General features: G+C 62.4%; 16 protein-coding genes. 6 read left to right on the plus strand and 10 right to left on the minus strand.

The window, feature by feature from the left end; genetic code table 11:
• Positions 1–3: 3 nt before the first annotated feature.
• Both AC1DWA_RS20015 and AC1DWA_RS20020 read left to right on the plus strand, forming a co-directional pair.
• A complete protein-coding gene (locus AC1DWA_RS20015) occupies positions 4–594 on the plus strand; it encodes a TetR/AcrR family transcriptional regulator (RefSeq protein ID WP_019748842.1) in 591 nt (196 codons plus the stop codon).
• On the plus strand, positions 591–722 hold the full coding sequence (locus tag AC1DWA_RS20020) for a hypothetical protein (protein ID WP_007733137.1): 132 nt from the start codon (positions 591–593) through the stop codon (positions 720–722). The genes AC1DWA_RS20015 and AC1DWA_RS20020 overlap by 4 nt, the downstream gene beginning before the upstream one ends.
• Before the next feature lie 21 nt (positions 723–743).
• Here AC1DWA_RS20020 and AC1DWA_RS20025 read toward each other — a convergent pair whose 3' ends face one another.
• The 4 genes from AC1DWA_RS20025 to AC1DWA_RS20040 form a co-directional block, all read right to left on the minus strand.
• On the minus strand, positions 744–1157 hold the full coding sequence (locus AC1DWA_RS20025) for an arsenate reductase ArsC (protein ID WP_021333708.1): 414 nt from the start codon (positions 1155–1157) through the stop codon (positions 744–746).
• The gene (gene arsB, locus AC1DWA_RS20030) at positions 1154–2257 is read right to left on the minus strand and encodes an ACR3 family arsenite efflux transporter (RefSeq protein ID WP_259119492.1); all 1104 of its coding nucleotides are present in this window, start codon (positions 2255–2257) and stop codon (positions 1154–1156) included. Before arsB ends, AC1DWA_RS20025 begins: the two co-directional genes overlap by 4 nt.
• Positions 2254–2640, minus strand: a complete 387-nt coding sequence (locus tag AC1DWA_RS20035; RefSeq protein ID WP_477846907.1) for an ArsR/SmtB family transcription factor — start codon at positions 2638–2640, stop codon at positions 2254–2256. The genes arsB and AC1DWA_RS20035 overlap by 4 nt, the downstream gene beginning before the upstream one ends.
• Before the next feature lie 64 nt (positions 2641–2704).
• Positions 2705–3589, minus strand: a complete 885-nt coding sequence (locus tag AC1DWA_RS20040; protein ID WP_477846908.1) for a helix-turn-helix domain-containing GNAT family N-acetyltransferase — start codon at positions 3587–3589, stop codon at positions 2705–2707.
• Between the two features lie 95 nt (positions 3590–3684).
• Here AC1DWA_RS20040 and AC1DWA_RS20045 point away from each other — a divergent pair, with 95 nt between their 5' ends.
• Both AC1DWA_RS20045 and treZ read left to right on the plus strand, forming a co-directional pair.
• The gene (locus tag AC1DWA_RS20045; RefSeq protein WP_477846909.1) at positions 3685–5046 is read left to right on the plus strand and encodes an NAD(P)-binding domain-containing protein; all 1362 of its coding nucleotides are present in this window, start codon (positions 3685–3687) and stop codon (positions 5044–5046) included.
• A 69-nt stretch (positions 5047–5115) separates the two neighbouring features.
• On the plus strand, positions 5116–6837 hold the full coding sequence (gene treZ / locus AC1DWA_RS20050) for a malto-oligosyltrehalose trehalohydrolase (protein ID WP_084324817.1): 1722 nt from the start codon (positions 5116–5118) through the stop codon (positions 6835–6837).
• 50 nt (positions 6838–6887) lie between these two features.
• On the opposite strand, the gene AC1DWA_RS20055 is transcribed toward treZ, so the two are convergent.
• Positions 6888–8432 carry an MFS transporter gene (locus AC1DWA_RS20055; RefSeq protein ID WP_019748849.1) on the minus strand — a complete coding sequence of 515 codons (1545 nt, stop codon included), beginning with the start codon at positions 8430–8432 and terminating at the stop codon, positions 6888–6890.
• A 128-nt stretch (positions 8433–8560) separates the two neighbouring features.
• On the opposite strand from AC1DWA_RS20055, the gene AC1DWA_RS20060 reads away from it, so the two are divergent.
• Positions 8561–9082, plus strand: a complete 522-nt coding sequence (locus AC1DWA_RS20060; protein WP_019748850.1) for a TetR/AcrR family transcriptional regulator — start codon at positions 8561–8563, stop codon at positions 9080–9082.
• Positions 9083–9095: 13 nt separating this feature from the next.
• On the opposite strand, the gene ilvA is transcribed toward AC1DWA_RS20060, so the two are convergent.
• The 3 genes from ilvA to AC1DWA_RS20075 all read right to left on the minus strand — a co-directional run bounded on the left by ilvA (position 9096) and on the right by AC1DWA_RS20075 (position 12857).
• A complete protein-coding gene (gene ilvA, locus AC1DWA_RS20065; RefSeq protein ID WP_019748851.1) occupies positions 9096–10451 on the minus strand; it encodes a threonine ammonia-lyase IlvA in 1356 nt (451 codons plus the stop codon).
• A gap of 79 nt (positions 10452–10530) precedes the next feature.
• Positions 10531–12306 carry a pyruvate dehydrogenase gene (locus AC1DWA_RS20070; protein ID WP_019748852.1) on the minus strand — a complete coding sequence of 592 codons (1776 nt, stop codon included), beginning with the start codon at positions 12304–12306 and terminating at the stop codon, positions 10531–10533.
• A 116-nt stretch (positions 12307–12422) separates the two neighbouring features.
• Entirely contained in the window at positions 12423–12857 is a 435-nt protein-coding gene (locus tag AC1DWA_RS20075) for a nitroreductase family deazaflavin-dependent oxidoreductase (protein ID WP_477846910.1), read from the minus strand.
• A gap of 220 nt (positions 12858–13077) precedes the next feature.
• Here AC1DWA_RS20075 and AC1DWA_RS20080 point away from each other — a divergent pair, with 220 nt between their 5' ends.
• Entirely contained in the window at positions 13078–13311 is a 234-nt protein-coding gene (locus AC1DWA_RS20080) for a hypothetical protein (protein WP_020908060.1), read from the plus strand.
• A 95-nt stretch (positions 13312–13406) separates the two neighbouring features.
• Here AC1DWA_RS20080 and dnaE read toward each other — a convergent pair whose 3' ends face one another.
• Both dnaE and rarD read right to left on the minus strand, forming a co-directional pair.
• Complete coding sequence (dnaE, locus tag AC1DWA_RS20085) at positions 13407–16943, minus strand: DNA polymerase III subunit alpha (protein ID WP_477846911.1); 3537 nt, start codon at positions 16941–16943, stop codon at positions 13407–13409.
• A gap of 99 nt (positions 16944–17042) precedes the next feature.
• Complete coding sequence (gene rarD, locus AC1DWA_RS20090; protein WP_047890087.1) at positions 17043–17981, minus strand: EamA family transporter RarD; 939 nt, start codon at positions 17979–17981, stop codon at positions 17043–17045.
• Positions 17982–17999 lie beyond the last annotated feature (18 nt).

Here is a 17999-nt window from a genome sequence, read left to right on the forward strand (position 1 = left end):
GGCATGAGCAGCGGTGAAGCCAGCATCCTCACAGCAGCAAAAGCCTTGTTCGCGGAACGAGGTTACGCATCGACGACCATCAAGGACATCGCGGTCGCGGCCGGTTACTCCCCTGCCCTGGTCATGAAGATCTACGGCAGCAAAGCTCGGTTGTATTCGGCTGCGATCCCGTCCGCACCTCCGATGGACGAGGATCCGAATGCCGACGCCACCGGAAACATCGGCTGTCAACTGGTCGAGAAACTTGTCGCTCGTAGAGAATCCGACGAAACCGATCCGTGGGCAATGCTCGCAGTACACGTTCACGAGGCGCCAGATCCGGACGCCGCCCGGGCAGAGATCAAGGAACGATACGTTCACGGGATCGCGCGACGCATCGGCGACACCGAGCCCGGTTTGGTTCGCAGTCAGGTCGTCGTCTCACTGTTGCTCGGACTTGCCACCGGCATGCGGACGCTCGAACTCCTCGGTGAGGATTCGTTGTCGTCGAAGGACCTGATCCGGCGCTACGGAAGTCTGATTCAAACAGTCGTCGACGAAATCGAACCGGTATCCGAGCACGAATCGGACATCAGTGGCACGGTGGAGGAATGACTACCTACCGATACCTCGACGCCGATCGAAACCTCCTCGAAGAGAAAGATTTCGAAACCGAGCAGGACGCACAGGAATACCGACTCTCGGTCCTCGGTGCCGAACACATCGAGCCCGCGGGCGAATGATCCTGTCGATTCCCCGATCGGTCAGGGAGACTTCGCGGCAGTGGTGAGTTCAGCGATCAAGGCTTGAACGCGACGCTCGATTTCGTCACGGATCGGGCGAACCGCTTCGAGGCCCTGTCCGGCCGGATCGTCGAGAACCCAGTCTCGGTAGCTCTTGCCGGGGAAGATCGGGCACGTGTCGCCGCAGCCCATGGTGATGACGACATCCGAATCCTGGACGGCGTCAACGGTGAGGATCTTCGGAGACTGAGCTGAGATATCGATACCGTGCTCTGCCATCGCCTCGACCGCTGCCGAATTGACGGTCTCGGCGGGTGCGGATCCGGCGGAACGGACCTCGATGGCGTCGCCTGCGAGATGGCTCAGGAATCCCGCGGCCATCTGAGATCGGCCGGCATTGTGGACGCAGACGAACAACACCGATGGTTTGCTCATGACCTCGCACTTTCTCGAATGGATGAAACCTCTTCGACTGCAAAGCGTTTGCGTAGAGCGAGGGAGACATAGACCAGCCCGACGAGCACCGGTACCTCGATCAGCGGGCCGACAACACCGGCAAGAGCTTGCCCCGAGGTGGCGCCGTAGGTGGCGATGGCTACGGCGATCGCGAGTTCGAAGTTGTTGCCCGCGGCGGTGAACGCCAGGGTCGTCGTGCGTTCATAGCCCAATCCGATTGCGGCGCCGAGGATGTAGCCTCCGCCCCACATGAGCGCGAAGTACGCCAGCAGCGGCAACGCGATCCGGACGACGTCCCAGGGCTGGGAGGTGATCTGTTCGCCCTGCATCGAGAAGAGCACGACGATGGTGAACAGCAGACCGTAGAGCGCCCAGGGGCTGATCTTGGGGATGAACTTGGTGTCATACCAGTCGCGGCCTTTGGCGCGTTCACCGAAGAAGCGGGACAGAAAACCTGCCAGCAGCGGGATACCGAGAAAGATCAGGACCGATTTCGCAATCTGCCAGGGCGAGGTGTCGATGGTGGTCTGTTCGAGGCCGAGCCACCCGGGCAGGACCGAGAGGTAGAACCAACCGAGCACGGCGAACATGATCACCTGGAACACCGAGTTGATGGCGACCAGCACCGCGGCGGCTTCGCGGTCTCCGCAGGCCAGGTCGTTCCAGATGATCACCATCGCGATACAGCGAGCAAGACCGACGATAATCAGCCCGGTGCGATATTCCGGCAGGTCAGGCAGAAACAGCCAGGCGAGGGCGAACATCAGCGCCGGGCCGAGAACCCAGTTCAGGAACAGGGAGCCGGCGAGGAGTTTCTTGTCCCCGGTGACAGTGTCGAGGCGGTCGTAGCGAACTTTCGCCAACACCGGGTACATCATGATCAGCAGGCCGAGGGCGATCGGTAACGAGATGCCGTCGATCTGCACCTTGTCCAGGGCAGTGTTCACACCCGGGATCCAGCGCCCGACCAGCAGGCCGACGACCATGGCCACGCCGATCCAGACCGCCAGATAGCGGTCGAGGGTGGAGAGTTTTCCGACGACTGCGGGGTGTCCGGTGGTGGCAGCGGTGTTGCTCATGCGGTGACCTCTCCGCACGTGTCCGCGACACTCACGCTCGTACCTTCAACCAGTAGAACGGCGGAAAGCTGTTGCAGTGCAGTAGGAATAACCCAGTAGTACACCCAGGTCCCGCGTCGTTCACAGTCAAGCAGCCCGGCCTGCCGCAACACCTTTAGGTGATGCGAGATAGTCGGCTGAGACAGATCGAACGAGTCGGAGATGTCGCAGACGCAGGCTTCACCACCCTCGTGACTTGCCACCAAGCTGAGCAAGCGGAGGCGGACGGGATCGCCGAGGGCTTTGAACATCCGCGACAGGTCGCCGGCCCAATCCTCGGTCAGAGGTTCACGGATGAGCGGGGTGCAGCAAGCCTCGGACTCCGGTGGCTCTTGATTCGACATTCTTCGATATTGACAGATATCGAATCAACGCGCAATCGAGTGCCCGGTCGGCCGGATCCCGGACTCACCCCTCGGCGGTCACCGCACGTCGTTCGAGCAGAACGGTGTCACGCCACACACCGTCGAGCTGGGCAATCTTCTCGCGGAGACCGATAGTTCTGAACCCGGCCGAATGATGCAGCGAGATGGAGGCGCGATTCTCGGGAAATATCGCCGTCTGCAGTGTCCAGAGGTCGTCGACATCAGCGGCCATGACTTGCTTGCGCAACAACGCCTTTCCGACACCCCGACCACGCATTCCGCCCGCGACGTACACGGAGTTTTCCGCCACCCCGCGGTAGCAGTCACGCTCGGAAACTGGCCTCAACGCAGCCCAACCGACAACAACACCCTCGATAGTCGCGACCCACCGATGCTTCGACAGCCACCGTTCGTGGAGATGCTCACGCGAGGGGACCTCAGTAGCAAAGGTGGCATTTCGGGTGTCGATACCCTCGCCGTAAATACGGCGAACCGCATCCCAGTCGTCGTCGATCATGGCCCGGACAGAGACATCGTCGGGCAGATCACTCGGGCAGCAAGGACGCGGAGCAAGGACTCCCATCACCACGTCCGCCGCCTGCGGCAAGGCAACGCAACACGTCGGATTCATCGCGACGACCGTGCTCGTCCCCTCCTTACGCGTGGTCACAAAACCCACATCGGCGAGCTTGCGCAGGTGGTGCGACACCGTCGGTTGTCCGATCCCCAACGCTTCGGAGAGCGCTCCGACGGTAATACCACCGACCGCGCTCGCCACCCGGTGAAGCAATCGGACGCGCATCGGCTCGGCAAGGCAGGCGAACCACTGCGCGTAGGTATCGGCATCGCCCTGCGCGAGGACGGAAGAACCAATCTGTTCCGGGTACGAATCGCCGACGCGCACCGTCGGAGTCTGCAGCGATGTCATCTAACCACTATATCGACAGCTGTCGATGGTTGCCTACATTGATGATTGTCGATACAGTTCAATATAGATCGATAATCGTCGATGAAAGGTACGAGATGAACCCCCTACCCGTTGTCGTGATCGGGGCCGGCCCGATCGGCCTGGCGGCCGCAGCAGAACTGCGCGAACGCGGACTTACACCCCTTGTCTTCGAGTGCGGAAGCACAGCCGGTGCTGCGATCTCCGAGTGGAATCACGTTCGACTGTTCTCCCGGTGGTCAGAACTCGTCTCCCCCGCCGCGAGGCGACTCCTCGAGCAGAACGGATGGCGCTCTCCCGACGCTGAGACGTACCCGACCGGCCGTCAATGGCGCGACCTCTACCTCGGGCCACTCGCCTCAGCACTCGGCGACGCCATCCAGTTCGACACCGAAGTGATCGGCGTAGCCCGACGCGGACGTGACCTGGTCGTCGACGCCGGCCGCGATACCGAACCCCTCTCGATTCATCTGCGCCGCCGTGACGGAACCGAGGACCGCGTGTTCGCCCAGGCGGTTGTCGACGCATCCGGCACCTGGGGTACTCCCAACCCGCTCGGCGGTGAAGGTCTTCCCGCCCTCGGCGAGGGCGCTGTGGGCACTGCGATCCGGTAYCGGGTTCCTGATCTCGACGATCCGGCGGTGCGTGCACAGTTTGCCGGAAAACACACGGTCATCGCGGGGAGCGGCCACTCTGCGCTGACGGCGATCGTTGCGCTGTCGGGGTTGGCGGAGCAGGCTCCGAACACCCTCATCATCTGGGCGGTCCGCCGAGGAAACGTCGGCTCAGCGTTCGGTGGCGGCGAAGCTGACGAACTGCCCGCTCGCGGCGCCCTGGGATTGCGCGCAAAGAAGGCCGTCGAGGACGGACTACTGAGAGTGGTCACCGGCTTCCGCACCGCAGAGGTGACAACAACCCCTTCGGGACAACTCGTACTTGCCTCCGATGCCGGTGATCGCATCGAGAACGTGGACAACGTCATAACGCTGACCGGATTCCGCCCCGATCTTTCCTGGCTTTCGGAAATCCGACTCGGCCTCGACCCGGTCTTACAAGCACCGGTCGAGTTGGCTCCACTGATCGACCCGAACGTCCACTCGTGCGGCACGGTGTACCCGCATGGCGCGAAGGAGCTTCGCCATCCGGAGCCAGGCGTGTACTTGGCAGGAATGAAAAGCTACGGCCGGGCACCCACCTTCCTGGCGATGACCGGCTACGAGCAGGTTCGCAGCATCGCCGCCGAACTCGCCGGCGATCACGACGCCGCAGCCCGGGTCGAGTTGATCCTTCCGGAGACCGGAGTCTGCGGCGGTGCAGGTGTTTTCGACGAAGCTGACGCAGCGGAAGCCGAGGGCGGGGAAGCCGAGGGCGGATGCTGCGGCGCACCCACTCCGGAACTGATCACGTTGTCCGCTCCGTCTGGCAACACCCGCGGCTAGAAACAGTCCATGACGACGGATCCACCCCGCCGGGCTGCCACATCCGACCGAACAAGGCATGCTGATCGTGTGCATACTTTCGAGGTCTGGGCGCCAACGCCGGAATCGGTCCGGGTCGAAGTCGATGGCATCACGCACGACATGGAGCGGACCGACGACGGGTGGTGGCGAGGCGAGGTCGACTGCGACAACGAAGCTCGCTACGGCTTTGTCGTCGACGGTCAAATACTCCCGGATCCGCGGTCACCACGCCAGCCCGAAGGCGTGCATCTCCGCTCCCAACTGCACCAACTCGACGAGTCCTCCTGGACCGACTCTCAGTGGACCGGACGGCAACTCCCAGGATCGTCGGTCTACGAACTGCACATCGGAACGTTCACCCCCGAAGGAACTTTCGACGCCGCGATCGAGCGTCTCGATCACCTCGTGGACCTCGGCGTCGGGTTCGTCGAGATCATGCCGGTCAACGGTTTCAACGGAACTCACAACTGGGGCTACGACGGTGTGCTCTGGTACACGGTCCACGAGATCTACGGTGGCCCGGACGGGTTACAGCGCTTGGTGAATGCGGCCCACGAACGTGGACTCGGCGTGATCCTGGACGTGGTCTACAACCACCTGGGCCCGTCGGGTAACTACCTCGAAAAGTTCGGCCCCTACATTGCCGATGGCGCGAACACCTGGGGCCGAACGATCAACATCGGAGGCCCGCAGTCGGGCGAGGTTCGCGAATACATCATCGGGAATGCCCTGCGATGGATGCGTGATTTCCACATCGACGGCCTACGCCTCGACGCCGTCCACGCGTTGGTCGATCACACCGGAACGCACATCCTCGAGGAACTCGCCGTCCGAACGGAAACACTGTCGGCCCATCTGGGCCGACCGCTCACGTTGATTGCCGAAAGTGATCTCAACGACGCCACTCTGATCACGCCACGAGCGGCCGGCGGGTTCGGCTTGGACGCGCAGTGGGACGACGACATCCACCACACCATTCACACAGCCGTCTCCGGYGAACGTCAGGGTTATTACGCCGACTTCGGATCCTTGGAATCCCTTGCAAGTACATTGCGGCGCGGGTTCTTCCACGCCGGAACGTATTCCTCATTCCGTGGGCGGGTTCACGGCCGGCCGATCGACATCACGCATCAGCCCGCCAGTGCTCTGCTCGCATACACGTGCACCCACGATCAGATCGGCAACCGAGCGATCGGCGACCGCCCGAGCGCCTATCTGACGCCAGGACAATTGGCGATCAAGGCAGCACTGGTCCTGCTCTCGCCGTACACGCCGATGCTGTTCATGGGCGAAGAATGGGGAGCCACCACTCCGTTCCAGTTCTTCACCTCGCATCCGGAACGGGAACTCGGCGAGGCCACCGCCAAGGGCCGTAAGGCGGAGTTCGCGGCACACGGCTGGAACAGCGACGACATTCCGGATCCGCAAGATCCACAGACATTTCTGCGATCGAAACTGGACTGGGACGAGCGAACCGACCAGACACATGCTCGCGTCCTGGCGTGCTATCGCGATCTCCTTGCCCTGCGCAAGAAGCGAATCGAGATCACCGACCCCTGGCTGGGGCACCTGCACGTCGACTACGACGAGGACGACCAGTGGATCACCCTGCGCCGCGGCGCATTACAGATCGTGTGCAATCTGGGAACGGACGCGGCCTCGGTCCCAGCCGGCGGAACCCCCATCCTCTGGTGGGATCCGCCGACACAGGACGAGACCGCGTCCGCAACAGTCGTGCCTGGGCACTCGTTCGTCGTACTCGAAAGCTGACTACCCGGATTCTGCAGGGGTCAACGCTTCGCGTTCTACCGTTCCACGCATCAACGCTTCGCGTTCTCTGGTGTACTCCGCAGCATCCGCAATACCAATGCGGCACTGACGAACAGAACCAAAGCGGTTGCGCCGGCGGCAACGTGCATACCGTCGACAAACGCCGCCTTCGCGGAATCGGCAAGCACCGAACCGAGTTCACCAGGTAGGTACGTCGCCTCCTGCAGCGCACCGCCGAGGGTGCCCTGCGCAGCGTGCGCCTGATCTGCTTCGAGCATGGACGTGTCGATTCCCTTGCGGAAGATCGCCATCACCACACTGCCCAGGATCGCCACACCGAGCGCGATACCGAGTTCGTACGCAGTCTCCGACACCGCGGACGCAGCGCCGGCACGCTCGGGTTCCACCGAACTGACCACAAGATCCGACGTGAGGGTCAGTGCGACACCGACACCTGCACCGGCCAGACCGAAGCCGATCACGAACATCAACGGGCCGCTGTCCACCCCGAGGGCGAGCAGCATCGCAGCACCGATACCGGCAACCGCGAGGCCTGCGCTGAGCACGTGAGACACCGACCACCGGCGAATCAACCAGGCCGCCGCAACCGCGGTGAATGCGCTGAGCAACATACCCGGGAGCATCAGCAGGCCGGCGTCGAGCGCCGAGTTACCCAGCACCAACTGCAGGTACTGCGAGCCGAAGAACAGGACACCGGCGAGTGCGAAGATCGAGAGCAGGTTGGTGATGACGGCGGTGGAAAACGACGCATTGGCAAACAGTTTCAGATCCAACATCGGATCCTTCAGCATCCGCTGACGACGCACGAACACGTAGCCGGCGGCGAGACCCACAAGRCCGATCACCAGCAACGTGATGCTGACGCCGTGCACCACGGATTCCTTGACCGCGTACACCAACGGCAACATGGTCGCCATCGACAGACCAGCGCTGATGAGGTCGAATCGACCCGGGTTGGGGTCTTTCGACTCCGGGATCAGGATCGGGCCGAGTACTACCAGCGCGATCATGACCGGGATGTTGATCAAGAAGACCGAACCCCACCAGAAGTGCTCGAGCAACCAACCACCGACCAAAGGGCCTGCCGCTGTACCGCCACCGGCCATCGCGCCCCAGACACCGATTGCCTCGGTGCGCTGACGCGGGTTGACGAAGATCGTGCGGATCAGACCGAGGGTGGCCGGCATCAGCGTTGCACCGGAAATACCCTGCAGCACGCGGGCGGCAATGAGCATCTCGGGACTGACAGCAAGAGCGGCGATGATCGAGGCGAGACCGAAGCCGACTGCGCCGATCAGGAGCAGTTTTCGCCTACCGATCCGGTCACCGAGCGTACCCATGGTGATGAGCAGACCGGCGAGCACGAACGAATAGACGTCGATGATCCACAGCAACTGCGTGCTGCTCGGCTCGAGGTCGGCGCTGATGAACGGAAGCGCAAGATCGAGCACCGTGCCGTCGACTGCGATGAGCAACACAGCAAAGGCAAGGACTATCAAGCCCGCCCAGTCACGCTTTGTCGCCCGAACCTCGTCGGGATTGATTGCAGACGTCTGATCTGCCGACACTGACATTGCTCCCCTGCGACTTTCTCTGAGTTCTTTCGAAAAGATTTCACTGAACCGTCCAGCCGGTACAGTAGGTCTACGGTAACAGTGAACCGTCCAAGCGGTAAAGTTATTTCCGGGTAGGGTCACATCACATGGCTGCCGACACTCGCGATCGAATTCTCGACGCACTGGAGAAGCTGCTGCTGGTCAGCGGCGTTGCCCAAGTCACGCTCGAAGGCGTTGCCGCCGAAGCCGGGGTTTCCAAGGGCGGACTTCTCTATCACTTCCCCAGCAAGGAAGCACTCCTCGCGGCAATGGTCCGCAGACTCGGAGAACGCTCGGATCAACAACTCGAAGACGCCGTAGCAGGCGGTACGACGGTCACCGAGTTCTATCTGCAGATCCCCGATGCGAACGAAAGCGAAGAACTCTCACTCTTCCGGTCGATCATCGCGGCACTGAGAACAGTCGACGGACAACACGACGAGATCCAGAAAGCCGTTACCCACGTGATGCGCAGCTGGGACAAAGGCCTTCAGACCGAGATCGCCGATCCCATACAAGCCGAGATCATCCGACTCGTCGGCGACGGTCTGTACTTGGCGGCCATGCTCGGGCTCCCCCAGCCAGATCCCGAATTGCATCGACAGGTGGTCGAGCGACTGCGGCCCTGACCGGGGGCGTCCCTTACGTCAGATAGCGGTACGCCGGGCTTCCCGGCTCGAGCCTCTCGGACTGCATCGGCGCGCGCTCCATTCGCTCGAGCAAGGCCGCCAAACCGTCGGCGGAACCGAGTTCGATACCCACCAACGCGGCACCCGTCTCGCGATTGTTTCGCTTGACGTACTCGAACAGCGCGATGTCGTCGTCCGGCCCGAGCACGTCCGAGAGGAAGCGACGGAGCGCTCCCGGTTCCTGCGGAAAGTCCACCAGGAAGTAGTGCTTGAGCCCGAGGTGAACGAGCGAGCGCTCGAGGATTTCGCCGTAACGGGAGACGTCGTTGTTGCCACCGGAAATCAGGCACACGACGGTCGAACCCGGCTCGAACGTCAAATTCTGAAGTGCCGCAACGGAAAGCGCTCCCGCGGGTTCGGCGATGATGCCCTCGCTCTGATACAGCTCGAGCATCGCCGTGCAGATAGCGCCCTCGTCGATCTGATTGACGACAAACGATCCCGAACCGGACCGTGTCTGAAGTTGACGAGCCACGAGCGGCAACGACGCGTGCGACACCACGGCGGCACCCAGACGTGAGACGACCTCGTAGGGAACATCGCCGATCCTCTTGACCGCTGCCCCGTCGACAAATGGATCGACGTCGGGAAGAGTCACCGGGCCCCCGGCAACGAGAGCGGCCGTCATGGACGCCGCGCCGGACGGCTCGATCCCGACGATCGACGTCTTGGGCGATCGCTCGTGCAGATAGGTGGCTATGCCCGCGATGCAACCGCCGCCGCCGACCGGCACGACGATCGTGTCGAGAGGTGCGTCCAGTTGCGTGAGAATCTCCGCTGCGATGGTTCCTTGCCCCGCAGCGGTGCGCACGTCGTCGAACGGGGGAACCATGGTTGCGCCGGTTTCGGCTACGTCCTCCGCGGCCGCAGCAGCGGCGGCGTCATAGGTCTCACCGATCATGAACAGTTCGACAAACGCTCCACCGTGGGCGCGGATGCGATCACGCTTCTGCTTGGGGGTATTTGCCGGAACGTAGATCCGACCCTTGATCTGCATCGTTCGGCACGCGAAGGCAACACCCTGCGCATGGTTACCGGCACTGGCAGTCACCACGCCGGCCGCGCGCTCGGCCTCGTTGAGCTGAGCGATCAGGTTGTACGCGCCACGAATCTTGTACGAACGAACGCCCTGGAGGTCCTCGCGCTTGAGGTACACGTGCGCGCCGGTCAACGCCGAAAGACGGTCGCTGTACTGCAGGGGTGTCGCCGCAATGACGTGCTGAATTCGCTCGATGGCCGCGTCGATCTCCTGCGCGTCGAGCGCGGGGACGGTGGACTTCGTTACTACGACATCGGGCGAGTTAGACACTCCGCCATTTTCGCACGTCGGGGATCAACCTTCCCACCACCCCGCCCCACATGGTCTGCGAGGCAGGGCGGCGGGTAGGTCAGCCGCGAGGATCCAACTGTGAGGGACGTGGCACGTTCCGCAGATTCGACTTGGCCATCTGCACAGCCTCGCCGACGCCGCCGTTCATCACCATCTTCGACATCGCCAAAGCGAAGCCCTTCATCTGACCACCGGTGATGGTGGGCGGCAACGACAATGCCAGCGGATCGGTCACCAGATCAACCAAGGCCGGACCGTCGTGATCGAGCGCGGCGCGTAGGCCCGCTTCGATGTCCGCGGGATTCTCGATTCGGCGAGAGAAGATACCGAGCGCAGCAGCAACCGCCGCGTAGTCGACCGCGGGCACGTCGACCCCGAAATCCGGAAGGCCGTCGACCAGCATCTCGAGCTTGACCATTCCGAGCGTCGAGTTGTTGAACACCACGATCTTGACCGGCAACTTGTACATCGCGACGGTGACCAACTCACCGAGCAGCATCGACAATCCACCGTCGCCCGACACCGAGATGACCTGACGCCCCGGACTCGACCATGCCGCACCCATCGCATGTGGGAGCGCATTGGACATGGATCCGTGCAGCGCCGAGGAGATGAAGCGTCTCGATCCGTTCGGATTGAGATAGCGCGCCGTCCACACGTTGCACATCCCGGTGTCGGCGGTGAAGATTGCGTCGTCGGCCGCCAGATCGTCGAGGATCGAGGCCGCATACTCGGGATGAATGGGTGTGCGCTGCTTGACCGGATCCGTGTACGCACCAACCACTTTGGTCATCAGAGTGTTGTGCTTTGCGAGCGTATCCTCCAGGAACCCGCGGTCGGTCTTTCGATCGAGCTGCGGAATCAGTGCGCTCAAGGTGCTCGCGACGTCACCGTGCACCGCCAGGTCCAGGCTGGTTCGACGCCCCAACCGCTCGGCCGCGATGTCGATCTGAGCGGTACGAACGTCATCGGGCAAGAACTGGTCGTAAGGAAAGTCCGTACCGATCAGGAGCAGGAGATCGGCGCCGTGGATACCGTCGTGCGCCGCACCGTAACCGAGCAATCCGGTCATCCCGACGTCGTACGGGTTGTCGTACTGGATCCATTCCTTGCCGCGCAGCGAATGCCCGATGGGAGCCCCGACGGTTTCGGCCAGCGCCAACACCTCGGCGCGTGCGTTTCGCACGCCTGCGCCGGCGAAGATCGCAACCTTACGCGAGCCGTTGATCACATCTGCCAACGCCTTGACGTCACCGGCATCCGGAACGACTGTCGGCCTTCGGGTTTCGACGAGCGTCGGCGGGGTGCCTTCTGCCGGACAATCGGCGATGTCCCCGGGAAGCACGATCACCGAGACGCCGTTTCGAGCCACCGAATGCTGAATCGCCGACTGCACCACGCGAGGTGATTGGACTGCCGTGCTGACGAGTTCGGTGTAACTCGAACATTCGATGAAGATCCGCTCGGGATGCGTTTCCTGAAAGTAGCCCATTCCGATCTGGGCGCTGGGGATGTGTGAGGCGATCGCGAGGACCGGCGCGCCCGAACGATGAGCGTCGTACAGGCCGTTGATCAGGTGAAGGTTTCCGGGACCGCAGGATCCGGCACACACTGCGAGTTTCCCGGTGATCTGGGCATCCGCTGCGGCCGCAAACGCAGCTGCTTCCTCATGACGGACGTGTATCCAGTCAATTCCGCCCTTTTCGGAACCACCGGTGCGACGTACCGCATCGACGATGGGATTGAGACTGTCACCGACAATTCCGTAGATCCGACTGACACCCGCGTCAACGAGCTGCTGAACCAATTGATCTGCAACGGTTTTCGGACTCATCAGACCTCCATGACACACTCACGGGAGTCGGGATCGCCGACCCCCGCGAGTGACGATTTGCTTGTGGTTTATGCAGTGCTTCTTGTGGACTGCCGTTTCGTGAGGACTGCAGTGCGTTACTTGGGTTCGAGCACGAACACCGGGATCTCACGATCGGTCTTCGTCTGATAATCGGCGTAGTCGGGGTACGCAGCGACAGCGCGCTCCCACCAGATCGCCTTCTCGTCTCCGGTGACTTCACGAGCAACCAGGTCGAAGACCTGCGTCGCGTCACGCAGCGTGACGTGCGGATCGGCCTTGACGTTGTAGTACCAAACCGGATTCTTCGGAGCGCCACCAAGCGAAGCCACAACGGCATACGAGCCGTCGTGCTCGACGCGCATCAGCGGCGTCTTCCTGACCTTGCCGGACTTTGCCCCGACGGTCGTGAGAACGACGACGGGCATGCCGTTCATATCGTTTCCCTCGTTGCCACCGGAGTTCTCGATGCGTGCGACCTGATCGGCGGCCCACGACGCTGGACTGGGTTCGTACTCACCTGTGATTGGCATGTGTACCAGTGAACACCCACTCGAGCACCTTGGCCACCGAACCACACCGACCAGGACCGTYGTCGGCACACTCCCCTGGTTGATCGATTAAGTGAGCTGCCGATCAATAAAGTTCGCTTGCCCGAACTCTCATCTCTGGCTACTCTGAAACCACAGCTTCGAACAGCCGTATCGCTAGCCAAGCCGCATCGAGAACAGACTGCACCGAGAAGGGGACGAGATGACTACCGCAGATATCTCCACTCGCGAATCACGCCCCTCGTCCGACCATTTCGTCGATCTGGCCGGGACTCAGTGGCCGCTGTACAAGATCGAAGCTCTCGCGGTCGGTTTTGTGCTGTTCGTGGTCGCCGGAGCTGTCACCCAGTCGATGCAGGTAGCCGTACTGACTGCCGCAACAGCCGCTGTGATCACCTGGTGGGCGCGTCGCGTGTACTACTCGCGCACCACCTGATCACTCCACTCCCCGATCTCCCGCGAACCACGAAGGGACCTTGCTGCTGATGCAGCAAGGTCCCTTCGTTCTGTTCAGGTGCGCTCGATCGGCGGTCAGACCGTCAGACAGCTCGGCCCGAGCAATGCCTTCAGGTCGCCCATCAGCGCCGAGGACGGTTCGACCCGAAGGACGTCGTCGACCTTCCACAAGCTGATCTCGGTTCCGCCGATCAGCCGGACATGGACGTCGGACGTTCCGGGGTGCCTCGTCAGCACCTGCTTGAGAGCACTGAGCTTGTCCTTGGTGCATTGCCGAAGGGGCAGTGAGACCGACAGGGGGCGTGCGACCCCGATCGCCGAAATATCAGGCACCGCAAGGTCGTTGCCGATCAGCGACATCCGATCGTCTCGGATCGAGACGCGAGCCTTGACCAACACGATGGCATCCTCGGCGATGTCCATTCCGTACACCGCGTACGCCTGTGGGAAGAACAGCACCTCGATTCCACCCACGAGATCTTCGAGCTGCACGATGCACCAGGTCAGACCGTTCTTGTTGACCCGGCGGTCCACCGAGGCGATGATGCCGCCGAGAGTTACCTGGGCACCGTCCTGAACGCCGCCTTCGAGTATCGCGGCGATGGACGTGTCGGACTGCTGGCGAAGAATGTGCTCGACGCCGTTGAGCGGGTGACCGGAAACATACAGCCCCAGCATCTCTCGTTCGAGTGCCAGGCGATGCTTGGAGTCCCACTCCTCCTCGGGAATCTTGACGTCGAACACCGAGGTGATCGACTCGTCCGCCTCGGCACCGCCGAAGAGGTCGAACTGTCCGATCGCCTCTGCCTTCTTGGTGCTCATCACGGAATCGATGGCGTCGGCATGGACCAACATCAGGCCCTTGCGCGGGTGACCCAACGAGTCGAAAGCACCGGCCTTGATGAGAGATTCGGTGACCTTCTTGTTGCAAGCCATCGCGTCGATCTTGCCGAGATAGTCGGAGAAATCTGTGAACTTCGATTTCTCGGTGCGCGCCTTGATGATCGAGGCGACGACGTTGGCGCCGACGTTGCGCACCGACCCCATACCGAAACGGATGTCGTCGCCGACCGTCGCGAAGTCGACGCGTGACTCGTTGACGTCGGGTGGGAGAACGGTGATGCCCAACTTGCGGCAGTCTGCGAGGTAGATCGCGGACTTGTCCTTGTCGTCACCGACGGAGGTCAGCAGACCTGCCATGTACTCGGCCGGGTAGTTCGCCTTGAGGTACGCAGTCCAGTACGACACGAGTCCGTAGCCGGCGGAGTGCGACTTGTTGAATGCGTACCCGGCGAAGGGAAGGACCGTGTCCCACAGCGCCTTGATGGCGGCTTCGCTGAAGTTGTTGTCCAACATGCCCTGCCGGAAGCCGGCGTAGGCCTTTTCCAGCTCGGACAGCTTCTTCTTACCCATGGCGCGACGCAGCAAGTCGGCCTGACCCAGGGTGTAACCGGCCACCTTCTGCGCCAGTTGCATGATCTGCTCCTGGTAGATGATCAGGCCGTATGTCTCCGAGAGGATCTCCGCTAGCGGCTCCTCCAGCTCGGGGTGAATCGGCTTGACGTCTTCCAAGGCGTTCTTGCGCTTGGCGTACGAGATGTGGGCGTCCACACCCATCGGTCCCGGTCGATACAGCGCCAATGCGGCGACGATGTCGCCGAATCCGGTGGGCTGCATCAGTTTCAGCAACTCGCGCATGCCGCCGCCGTCGAGCTGGAACACACCGAGAGTGTCGCCGCGGGCGAGCAGTTCGTATGTTGCCGCATCGTCCATCGGCAAAGTGTCGAGGTCGAGGTCGATGCCGCGGTTGGCTTTGATGTTCTCGAGCGTGTCGCCGATAACCGTGAGGTTTCGCAGACCGAGGAAGTCCATCTTGAGCAGGCCGATAGCTTCACACGATGGGTAGTCCCAACCGGTGATGATGGCGCCGTCCTGGGCGCGCTTCCAGACCGGGATTGCGTCGGTGAGCGGTTCGGACGACATGATGACCGCGCAGGCGTGCACACCGGCGTTGCGGATCAGCCCTTCCAGACCCACCGCGGTCTTGTAGATCTTCGCGACGTCCGGGCTGGAGTCGATGAGCGCTCGAACCTCGACTGCCTCCTTGTACCGCTCGTGCTTCGGATCGGTGATACCGGAAACCGAGATGTCCTTGGCCATGATGGGCGGCGGGAGCGCCTTGGTGATCTGATCGGCGATGGCAAAGCCCGGCTTGCCGAACTGGACGCGAGCCGAGTCCTTGATGGCAGCCTTGGTCTTGATGGTGCCGAAGGTGATGACCTGGGCGACCTTGTCGTTGCCCCACTTGTCCGTCGCGTAGCGAACCATCTCGCCGCGACGGCGATCATCGAAGTCGATATCGATATCGGGCATGGACACACGCTCGGGGTTGAGGAATCGCTCGAACAGCAACCCGTACGGGATGGGGTCGATGTTGGTGATACCCATCGCGTAGGCCACCAACGAACCGGCAGCCGATCCACGGCCGGGCCCGACGCGAATTCCGACGTCCTTGGCGTGGTTGATCAGGTCGCCGACCACCAGGAAGTAGGCCGGGAAGCCCATTTCGTTGATGACGCCGATCTCGTAGTCGGCGCGGGCGAGGTACTCCTGCGGAGGTCCGCTCGGGAAGCGGCGATCGAGTCCGCGCATCACCTCGGCGCGCAGGAAGGTCTGCTGCGTGTGACCCTCCGGGACCGGGAAGATCGGCATGCGGTCGTGGAACGCCCACACGTCCTCGTACGACTGCACACGCTCGCCGATGGCCACGGTGTTGTCGCACGCCCCCGGTACTTCGTTGTCCCAGATGGCGCGCATCTCGGCAGCGGACTTGAGGTAGTAGCCGTCGCCGTCGAACTTGAAGCGAGTGGGGTCGGACAGCGTCTTGCCGGTCTGGATACAGAGCAGCGCCTCGTGGTTCTCGGCGGCGTCCTTGGTGACGTAGTGGCAGTCGTTGGTGGCAAGCGGCGGGATACCGAGTTGCTTGCCGATGTCGAGCAGACCCTCGCGCACCCGGCGCTCGATCGAGAGACCGTGATCCATCAGTTCGAGGAAGAAGTTGTCCGGTCCCCAGATCTCCTGCCACTTCGCGGCAGCTTCRAGAGCGTCGCGATCGTGACCGAGACGAAGACGCGTCTGAATCTCACCCGAAGGGCAACCGGTGGTGGCGATAATGCCCTCGGCGTGCGCCGCGATGAGTTCCTCGTCCATGCGAGGCCACTTGCCGAGCTGTCCCTCGATTGACGCGAGAGAAGACAGCTTGAAGAGGTTTCGGAGCCCCGTGGCGTTCTCGGCCACCATCGTCATGTGCGTGTACGCACCGCTACCGGAGACGTCGTCGGACTTCTGGCTGCGATCTCCCCAGAGAACTCGCTTTGTGTTGAAGCGGGATTCGGGTGCGATGTACGCCTCGATGCCGATGATCGGCTTGATGCCGGCACTCTTGGCCTCGTTGTAGAACTGGCTGGCGCCGTACATGTTTCCGTGGTCGGTCATGCCGACAGCGGTCATTTCGAGACGAGCGGCCTCCTCGAACATGGCGCCGACCTTGGCCGCACCGTCGAGCATCGAGTACTCGGTGTGATTGTGAAGATGTACGAACGAGTCAGCCACGTGCGCCTCTCTGAAGGTCTGGGAGCGAGATCGAGTGTATGCCGCGTTGCCGACACGTTCGGCGACCGCCATCGTGGAGTCGCAGTGTGCCGCCTCCGATCACGTGACCGGAACCTCGGGTTCGGCGCTCGACCTCATCGAACGCCGCGAACGTCGACTGGCGACGAAGGTATCTGTCGTGAAGATCACCAGCGCAGCCCAGATCAGAACGAAGCCGATCCAGCGTGAGGCCGGCATGTCCTCGTGCATGACGGCCACACCCCACGCCATCTGCAGCGCCGGGGTGAGGTACTGCAGCATGCCCATCGTCGCCAAGGGAACTCGCTGAGCGGCAACGCCGAACAGGAGCAGTGGCAGTGCGGTGACCGGGCCGGCGGCAAGCAGCAACAGGCTGTGTCCGGCGCCGCTGCTGATGAAGGCACCGGCCCCGGTCAGGCCGAGAAACACGAGGTAGCCGACCGCGAAGGGTGCGGCGACGACTCCCTCGGCAGTCAAACTGGTTCGGGGATCGAGCGGAACCACCTTCTTGACCAGCCCGTAGGTGGCAAACGAACCGGCGAGCACCAATGCGACGATCGGCGGTTTACCGAAGTCGACCGTGATCACGACAACTGCCGTTGCAGCGAGAACAAGGGCGGCGATCTGAGCGCGGCGCAATCGTTCGCGGAAGATCACGACGCCGAGCAGAACAGTGACCAGCGGGTTGATGAAGTACCCGAGGGCCGCCTCCACGACGCGGCCTGACACCACGGCATAGATGTACGTTCCCCAGTTCACCGCGATCGCCGCTGATGCCGCGGTCACCAGCAGCCAGGTGCGTGCGCTGATTCCGCGAAGCGATCCGAGGCGGCCGGCAAAGGCCAACACGATCAGCATCAACAGAAGGGTCCACACCACTCGGTGCGCAAGGATTTCGACCGGATCGGCGAAGTCGAGTAGTCCGAAGAATGCCGGGAACGTTCCCCACAACAGGAACGCCGCCACACCGTAGAGGATCCCCGAGGACGAACCGGACCTAGCGCGTCCGTCCTTGTTCACGGAACCGGAGTTCGCGGA

The sequence above is a fragment of the Rhodococcus sp. P4_F3_2 genome (assembly GCF_056401335.1).

What these genes read in the sequence shown, in the direction of transcription:
- AC1DWA_RS20015 (WP_019748842.1), top strand. Translation starts at nt 4, where the DNA reads ATGAGCAGCGGTGAAGCCAGCATCCTCACAGCAGCAAAAGCCTTGTTC.
- AC1DWA_RS20020 (WP_007733137.1), top strand. Translation starts at nt 591, where the DNA reads ATGACTACCTACCGATACCTCGACGCCGATCGAAACCTCCTCGAAGAG.
- AC1DWA_RS20025 (WP_021333708.1), bottom strand. Translation starts at nt 1,157, where the DNA reads ATGAGCAAACCATCGGTGTTGTTCGTCTGCGTCCACAATGCCGGCCGA.
- arsB (WP_259119492.1), bottom strand. Translation starts at nt 2,257, where the DNA reads ATGAGCAACACCGCTGCCACCACCGGACACCCCGCAGTCGTCGGAAAA.
- AC1DWA_RS20035 (WP_477846907.1), bottom strand. Translation starts at nt 2,640, where the DNA reads ATGTCGAATCAAGAGCCACCGGAGTCCGAGGCTTGCTGCACCCCGCTC.
- AC1DWA_RS20040 (WP_477846908.1), bottom strand. Translation starts at nt 3,589, where the DNA reads ATGACATCGCTGCAGACTCCGACGGTGCGCGTCGGCGATTCGTACCCG.
- AC1DWA_RS20060 (WP_019748850.1), top strand. Translation starts at nt 8,561, where the DNA reads ATGGCTGCCGACACTCGCGATCGAATTCTCGACGCACTGGAGAAGCTG.
- AC1DWA_RS20070 (WP_019748852.1), bottom strand. Translation starts at nt 12,306, where the DNA reads ATGAGTCCGAAAACCGTTGCAGATCAATTGGTTCAGCAGCTCGTTGAC.
- AC1DWA_RS20075 (WP_477846910.1), bottom strand. Translation starts at nt 12,857, where the DNA reads ATGCCAATCACAGGTGAGTACGAACCCAGTCCAGCGTCGTGGGCCGCC.
- AC1DWA_RS20080 (WP_020908060.1), top strand. Translation starts at nt 13,078, where the DNA reads ATGACTACCGCAGATATCTCCACTCGCGAATCACGCCCCTCGTCCGAC.